The following is a 7,836-nucleotide window of genomic DNA, read 5'->3' on the forward strand; positions in this document are numbered from 1 at the left end:
AAGCGCAGCCGGGAAGTGGCAGATCACGCGCGAGGTGGCCGACAGCGGACTTCGCGGTCGGCCACCTCGTCGCCCGCCCCTGGGGGCGGCGGGCGTGGAACCGGGATCTAACGGGTCATGCGGCGGAGGCCGGGGCGGGAGCGAGTGGTCCCGGTGTCGGCCTGCCGGGCCAACTGCGCGATGGTCGGATGCTCGAAGACCGTCCGGATGGAGACCGTCAGGCCGAGCGTCCTGCGCATCCGGCTGACCAGGCGGCCGGCCATCAGCGAATTGACACCGATGTCGAAGAAGCGGTCGTGGACGCCCACCCGCTCGATGCCCAGAACCTCGGCGAACAGCTCGCACATTGCTGCTTCCCGAGGGCTCACCTCGGCTTCCCGGCCGTCGGCGGCCGCTTCGACGTCCCTGTCCGGCGGCGGTGGCGCCGGCTGCGGCCCATCGTCCCTGACGTACTCGAGCACGTCGGGGGCGCTCAGCACGACGTCCACCGCCCCCACCGGGCGGTCCGGCTCGGCCACCACCTGGTCGAGGACGGCGCGGAAACGATCGGCGATCAGCTCGGCGGACCGCCGCTCGAACCGGTCGCGGTGGTACTGCACCACCAGCCGGTCCGGCTCCACGAACAGTGCCAGCGGGTAGCTGACGCCGCCCACGGAGTCGACACCCGTGACCTCGAACCCGGCAGCGGCGAGGTCCTCGGCGCCCGGCCGGTCCGCCGGGTACGACTGGAAGACCACCAGCGTGTCGAAGAGCGCCCCGAGCCCCGCGTCCCGGTGAATGTCGGTGAGCCCGCGGTGGTGGTGGTCGAGCAGCGAGGTCTGCCGCTCGTGCAGCTCGGCCAGCAGCCGTGCCACCGGCTGCCCGGGCTCGCATCGCACGCGCACCGGCACGGTGTTGATGAACAGGCCGACCATCGACTCCACCCCGGCCAGCGAGCCGGGCCGGCCGGACACCGTGGCGCCGAACACCACGTCCGTCCGCCCGGTCAGCGCGGACAGCAGCACCGCCCACGCGCCCTGCACCAGCGTGTTCGCCGTCACGCCCAGACGGGCGACGGCCTGCGCCACACCCCCCGGCCGGCCCGTCTCCAGCGGCAGGACGACCTCGCCGGTGCCTTCGGCCGGGGCGTCCGGCCGAACGGCCGGTGCCAGCAGCGTCGGCGCCTCGACGCCCGCGAGTTCGTCCCGCCACGCGCGGGCGGCGGCCTCCTGGTCCCGCCCGGACAGCCAGTCCAGGAAATCCTCGAAGCCGCGCGGCGCCGGGAGAGCGGTGCCGTCGCCGCCCGCGGCGCACAGCCGGACCAGGTCACCGGCGAGCACCTGCTCCGACCAGCCGTCGAACAGCGCGTGGTGCGCGCTGAGGACCAGCACCGCCGCTCCCGTTCCGAAGCGGAGCAGCGCCATGCGCACCAGTGGTGGCGCGGTCAGGTCGAAGCGCTCGGCCCGGTCCTCGGCGAGGAACCGCCGTAGCGCCTCCTCGCGGCCGGTCCCGTCCAGCTCGCCGCAGTCCACGACGCGCCACGGCAGTTCCAGCCCGTCGACCACGATCGACACCTGGTGGTCGGCCGAGTCCCGCACGAACGCGGCGCGCAGGCTCGCGTGCCGGTCGAGCAGGGCCTGGGCGCCGGCCCGCAGTGCCTCGGCGTCGATCCGTCCCGCCAAGCGGTACAGCGTCTGGAGGTGGTAGGGGTCCTCGCCCGTCTCCCGGAGCATCGAGTCGAACAGCATTCCCGACTGCATCGACGTCAGCGGCCAGACCCCGGCGAGCCCCGGATGGGCGCGCCGCCACTCCTCGACGTCCCGGGCATCGGTGGCGAACAGTGGTTCCCGTGGCGCGGTACCGTCGTCGGCCGCGGACCCGGCGACGGCCGTCGCGACCTCGGCGAGCGCGGCCACCGTACGGCGCTCCAGGACCTGACGGGCAGTCAGTCCCAGCCCCCTGGTGCCGGCCCGGGTCACCACCCGGATGGCACCGATGCTGTCGCCGCCGAGCGCGAGGAAGTCGTCTTCCAGCCCCACCCGGTCAAGGCCCAGCACGTCCGCGAAGATCGCCGCCACCGCTTCCTCCGCGGCGGTTCCTGGCGCCCGGTAGGCGGCACCGGCGCGCTGCGGCGCGGGCAGGGCCTTGCGGTCGAGCTTGCCGTTCGGGGTCAGCGGCAGCGCCTCCAGCGTCATGATCGCGTGCGGCACCATGTACTCCGGCAGCCGGGCCGCCACCAGGGCGCGCAGCTCCTCCTTCCGGTCCTCGCCGGCCGTACCGGAGTCCTCCGGGACGACGTAGCCCACGAGCCGCCCGTCGCGCGCGGCCACCGCGGTCTGCCGGACCCCGGGCGCCGAGCGCAGCAGCGCCTCGATCTCTCCCAGTTCCACCCGCAGTCCGTTGATCTTGACCTGGAAGTCCGTGCGGCCGAGCAGCTCGATCATCCCGTCGGCGCCGTACCGGGCCAGATCGCCCGTACGGTACAGGCGTTCCCGCACGACCTCGTCCCAGGACCAGTCGAGGAACCGCTCGGCGGTGCGCTTGGGCTGGTCCAGGTAGCCACGGGCGAGCCCGATGCCCGCAAGGAACAGCTCGCCCGGCACTCCCGGAGGCACCGGCTGGAGCCGCTCGTCGAGGATGTACGTGCGCTGGTTGGCCATCGGGCGGCCGTACGGGATGCTGTTCCACGCCGGATCGACCCGCTCCACCTCGTAGAGGGTGGAGTGGATGGACGCCTCGGTGGCGCCGCCCATCACCACGAAGCGCAGACCGGGTGCCTGGGCCCGGACCCGGTCGGGCAGCGGGACCGGCACCCAGTCGCCGCCGAGCAGGGCCAGCCGCAGCGACGTCAGGGGGCCGGTACCGGTCTGCTCAAGGTGGTCGGCGAGCAGCCCGAGCAGGGCCGGGGCCGAGTTCCACACCGTGACGTCCTCCGACACGATGAGCTCCGCCCAGTGCGCGGGATCCTGCACGCGGTCCCGGTCGGGGACGACGACCGTGCCGCCGGCGGTGGTGAGACCGAGGAACTCGTACACGGACATGTCGAAGCTCGGGGAGGACAGCGCGAGCACCGAGTCCTCCGGGCCCACGTGGAACCGGGAGTTGAGGTCCGCGATGTTGTTCATCACTCCCCGGTGGTGCAGCGCGATGGGCTTCGGCGTTCCGGTCGAGCCCGAGGTGTGAATGATGTAGCAGAGGTTCTCCGGCCCCGCCGTGGCGGCAAGGGGCGCGGGACTGAGTGCGGCCAGTTCCTCGGCGTCCCGGTCGAGCAGCACCAGGGGAGTGCCGGCGCCCGTTCCGGGCAGATTGCCGGCGAGGTCGCCGCGGCTGATCATCACCGCGCAGGACGTCCCCCCGACCATGGTCTCGATCCGGGCCGCGGGGTAGGCCGGATCGAGCGGGACGTAGGCTCCGCCGGCCTTGAGCACGCCGAGCAGCGCCGTCAGCAGGCCCGGCGAGCGGTCCAGGCACAGCCCGACCCGGACGTCCGGGCCGACTCCGAGCCTACGCAGCCTGCGCGCCAGGCGGTTGGCGTCCTCGTCGACGCGCCGGTAGGTCCACCGCTCACCGCCGTGCACGAGCGCGACGGCGTCCGGCGTCCGCCGCGCGTGTGCCTCGAACGCCTCGTGCAGGCAGACGTCGTGCGGCAACGCTGCCTCGGTCCTGTTCCATTCGACGAGGGTGCGCCGCGTCTGCGCCTCGGTCAGCAGGCGCAGCCGGGAGACCGGGCGGTCGGGGCTCGTCACCGCGTCCGAGACCAGCGTCCGGAGGTGGTCGAGCCAGCGCGCGGCGGTGACCTCGTCGAACAGGCGCGGGTCGTGGTGCAGCGCGGCGGTCAGGGAGCCGTCCTGCTCCTCCCGGACGACCAGCTCCAGTTCACGCCCCGGGGATCCGGTGGCGGCCCCGGCCGCACCCGCGAAACGGATCCCCACCGTTGCCGCACCCGCGTCCGCCGCGTCCACCGCCGTTACGGCCTGCGCGCGCAGGGGCGCTTCGGGGTCGACGGTCACTGCCATCCGCTCGGTGCGGCCCGTGTCGTCTGTCCCGAGCAGGCCGATCCGCGGCAGGCCCGTGCAGCGGGACAGCAAGGTGGCCCATCCCGCCAGCAGCAGACGCGGCCAGTCGTCGCCCAGTTCCTTCGCCGCGAGACCGAGTTCGCCGCGCACCATTGCCGAACAGGCGGGCACCGTCGCGGGGTGGCGCGGCCGGTCCGCGGGCATCAGCACGGGCGGCAGCGACGCGGGCGTGCTCCCGGGAAGCACCGGCCCGCTCACTGCTCGACCCCCGCGGCGAGTGCCTCCGCGGCGAGTGCCTCCGCGGCGAGTGCCTGCGTGGCGTGCGCCTCCGCGGCGCGCGTCTGCGTGGCGCGGGGAACCGCGGCGAGCGGGCCGGCGTCGGCCGGGAGCGGATGGCGGGCACACAGCGCCTCGACCTCGGCACGCAGCTCGGCGGCTGTGCGCGGATCGAGCCGGTACTCGGTGTCGGTCACCGCCGTGGTCGCGGTCAGCACCGCGTGCAGCAGCCGCGCGCACTCCCGCATCTCCTCGGGCCCCATACCGCGCTGCGCGAGGATGTTGGTGCCCAGCCGCAGACCGCTGGTGACCAACGGCGGCTTCGTGTCACCGGGGATCCTGTTGCGATTGGCCAGGATGCCGCACCGCTCCAGGGCGCGCTCGGCCACCACCCCGGAGAGCCCGTGGGGGCGGACGTCGATGAGGACCATGTGGTTGTCGGTCCCTCCGGTCAGCACCCGGTGGCCGAGCTCCTCCAGCTCGGCGGCCAGCCGCCGCGCGTCGTCCACGATCAGCTGGGCTGTGCGCAGGAAGTCCAGTCCCGAGGCGAGGGCGAGGGCTCGCGCCTTGGCCGCGATCAGCCCCGGGCTCGGCGTCCCCTGCGTCTGCGGGAAGACCGCCCGCTGGAGGAGCCGGTACAGAGGGGTGGCTCCGTCGGGCCCGGGGGAGCGGTACTCCTGCCCGCTGAGGATCAGACCTCCGCGAGGACCGCCCAGCTGCTTGTAGGTGCTCATCGTCGTCACATGGGCGACGTTGACCGGGCTCGGATGCTCGCCCGCGGCGACCAGGCCGGCGATGTGGGAGATGTCCGCCAGCAGGTACGCTCCCACCGAGTCGGCGATCTGCCGGAACCGGGGGAAGTCCAGCGTGCGCGGATACGCGCTCGCCCCGGCGATCAGCACGCGGGGCCGGTGCTCCGCCGCCAGTTCCTCCACCTGGCCGAAGTCGATCCGGCCGCTGTCGTCCAGGCCGTAGTTCACCGCGTGGTAATGACGTCCCGTCACCGACGCCGGCGAACCGTGCGTGAGGTGACCACCGGAGTCCAGGTCGAGGCCGAGCAGCGTGCCGCCCGGTGGCAGCAGTGCGGCCAGGACGGCCAGGTTGGCGGACGAGCAGGAGTGCGGCTGCACGTTGGCGTACTCGGCGCCGAAGAGGTGCTTGGCCCGCGCCACCGCCAGGCGCTCGACCCGGTCGAACTGTGCCGCGCCCGGATGGTACCGGGCCCCGGGGTAGCCCTCGGCCGTCACGTTGGACAGCGCCGCCCCACCGGCCGCCAGCACCGAGGGATCGGCGATGCTCGCCGAGGCCACCATCGCCAGCGTCGTCCGCTGTTGGTGCACCTCGGTGTCGAGCATCTCGGCCAGCTCCGGGTCGGTGCGGTGCAGGACGTCCATGCCGCTGCTCAGCACGGCACTCTGCGCGCCCGCCACTGCGGGCGGAAGGTCGGTTGCACCCCTTTCGTCAGTTTCTGCGTCGGACATCGAGTGGGCTGTTGCCACTGCTGTGGTATTCGACTGACGGGCCATCTCCTGCACCTCTGTGTCTGGGTCAAGGTCTGTGTCAACACGTGCGTCACTGCAATGTGAATGTGCGTGGAATTCCGGAGCTTCCGTCGCCCGCCCGAAGGGACGCGCAGAGAGCGGGGGCATCGAAAACCGGCCCCGCATACGGCGGGCGCATTCGCACGACAGGTGCGCCGGATAGGCTCCGGCCTGATGATTGCTGCGGCGTTTCCGGCGCCACCCCGCGTCCACGCAGCGTACTGGGCCGGGGCACGCCCGCGTCCGGCCGACGGCGCACATGCTGTCCCGTCGACGGGACGCCGTCGGCACGGAGGGTGATGCCCGGGCCAAAGGCGCTTGACCCGGCCGCCGGGAACACCGGAAGCTCTCAAGGCGTGCGCGGTCCGAAGAGAATGCCGGGCGAGCGCACCCGAACGAAATTCTCTGATTCCTGAACCGCGTGCTTTCCCGCTGTCCGGATTGCCGAACCCGCGAAATCCGCAGGGCCACCGATGAGCCGGCCCGTTGTTCCGTGCCGGCCGGCCGCGTCCGCGAAACGATGACCAAGGAAGTAGAGGCGAAATGATCCAGTTGTCCTTCGCGCAGCGCCGGTTGTGGTTCCTGCACCGTTTCGAGGGGCCCTCGGCCACTTACAACCTCCCGGTGGTCGTGCGGCTTTCGGGCGAGCTGGACGTGGACGCGCTCACCGCCGCGGTGCGGGATGTGGTGGAGCGGCACGAGAGCCTGCGGACCGTGTTCGATGAGGACGAGGGCGGTGTGCCGTTCCAGCGCGTCGTCCCGGCCGACGAGGCGGCGCCGGACCTGCCGGTGCGCGAGGTCGCCCCCGAGGACGAGGAGGCCGCCGTCACCGAGGCCGCCCGCCATGCCTTCGACCTCTCCCGTGAGATTCCCTTCCGCGCCACGCTCCTGCGCCTCGGGACGTGGGAGCACGCCTTGGTCCTGGTCATGCACCACATCGCCTTCGACGGGGAGTCGATGGCGCCGCTGGCCCGCGACCTGTCGGCGGCGTACACCGCCCGCCTGGGCGGCGGTGCCCCGGGCTGGGAGGAACTGCCGGTCCAGTACGCCGACTACACCCTCTGGCAGCGCGAAGCGCTGGGCGAAGAGTCCGACCCCGAGAGCGAGCTGAGCGCACAACTCGCCTACTGGAAGGGCGAACTGGCCGGAGCGCCGCAGCAGATCCAGCTGCCCGCCGACCGCCCCAGGCCGCCCGTGCCCGGCCACGAGGGCGGCGTCGTGAGCTTCTCCGTCGACCCCGGCACCTGGGCAGGCGTCCAGGATCTCGCCCGGTCCTGCGGCGCCTCCGCGCCGATGGTGCTCCAGGCGGCCCTGTCGGTGCTGCTGGGCCGGCTGGGCGGCGGCGAGGACGTGTCGATCGGCGCGCCCATCGCGGGCCGGGGCGACGAGGCCCTGGGCGATCTGGTCGGCTTCTTCGTGAACACCTGGGTGCTGCGGACGGACCTGTCGGGCAACCCGACCTTCTCCGAGGTGCTGGAGCGGGTGCGCGGCAAGGCCCTGGCGGCCTACGACAACCAGGACGCCCCCTTCGAGCGGCTCGTGGAACTCCTCAACCCCGAGCGGTCCCGGGCCTACCACCCGCTGTTCCAGGTGATGTTCGCCTGGCAGGACACCGCGCTGGTCGGCCTCGACCTGCCGGGCCTGACCGCCGTCATGGAGCCGGTGTCCACCCACACCGCCAAGTTCGACCTCGAATTCGCCTTCGGCTTGGATCCTTCCGGGGAGAGCCTCACCGGCACGCTCGAGTACGCGACGGAACTCTTCGACCACGACACCGTGGCAGGGTTCGCCGACCGGTTCGTGCGCGTGCTGCGCACCGTCGTCACCGACCCCGCCGTGCCGGTGGGCGCTGTGGACGTGCTGCTGCCCGGTGAGTACGGGCGACTGGTGACGGAGGTCAACGACACCCGGGCCCCGTGGCCGGCCGCCTCCCTGGTGGAGTTGGTGGAGCGGCGGGTGGCGTCGGCTCCGGATGCGCGTGCGGTGGTCTGCGGTGAGGTGGAGTGGTCGTACGGTGAGCTGAA

3 protein-coding genes are annotated in these 7,836 nt (G+C 72.8%); 1 reads left to right on the top strand and 2 read right to left on the bottom strand.

All coding sequences use genetic code 11. From position 1 onward, the window contains the following. Positions 1 to 107 precede the first annotated feature (107 nt). Complete coding sequence (locus tag ACFCXS_RS27900) at positions 108 to 4,241, bottom strand: amino acid adenylation domain-containing protein (RefSeq protein ID WP_376646080.1); 4,134 nt, start codon at positions 4,239 to 4,241, stop codon at positions 108 to 110. A gap of 8 nt (positions 4,242 to 4,249) precedes the next feature. After that, positions 4,250 to 5,665 (bottom strand): serine hydroxymethyltransferase, encoded by a 1,416-nt coding sequence (gene glyA, locus ACFCXS_RS27905; RefSeq protein ID WP_376646092.1) that lies wholly within the window; start codon positions 5,663 to 5,665, stop codon positions 4,250 to 4,252. Between the two features lie 690 nt (positions 5,666 to 6,355). On the opposite strand from glyA, the gene ACFCXS_RS27910 reads away from it, so the two are divergent. Further along, on the top strand, positions 6,356 to 7,836 hold a 1,481-nt coding region (locus ACFCXS_RS27910), incomplete at its 3' end, for a condensation domain-containing protein (protein ID WP_376646081.1).

The sequence above is a fragment of the Streptomyces sp. NPDC056373 genome (genome assembly GCF_042262425.1).
In the GTDB taxonomy this organism is placed as follows: Bacteria; Actinomycetota; Actinomycetes; order Streptomycetales; family Streptomycetaceae; genus Streptomyces.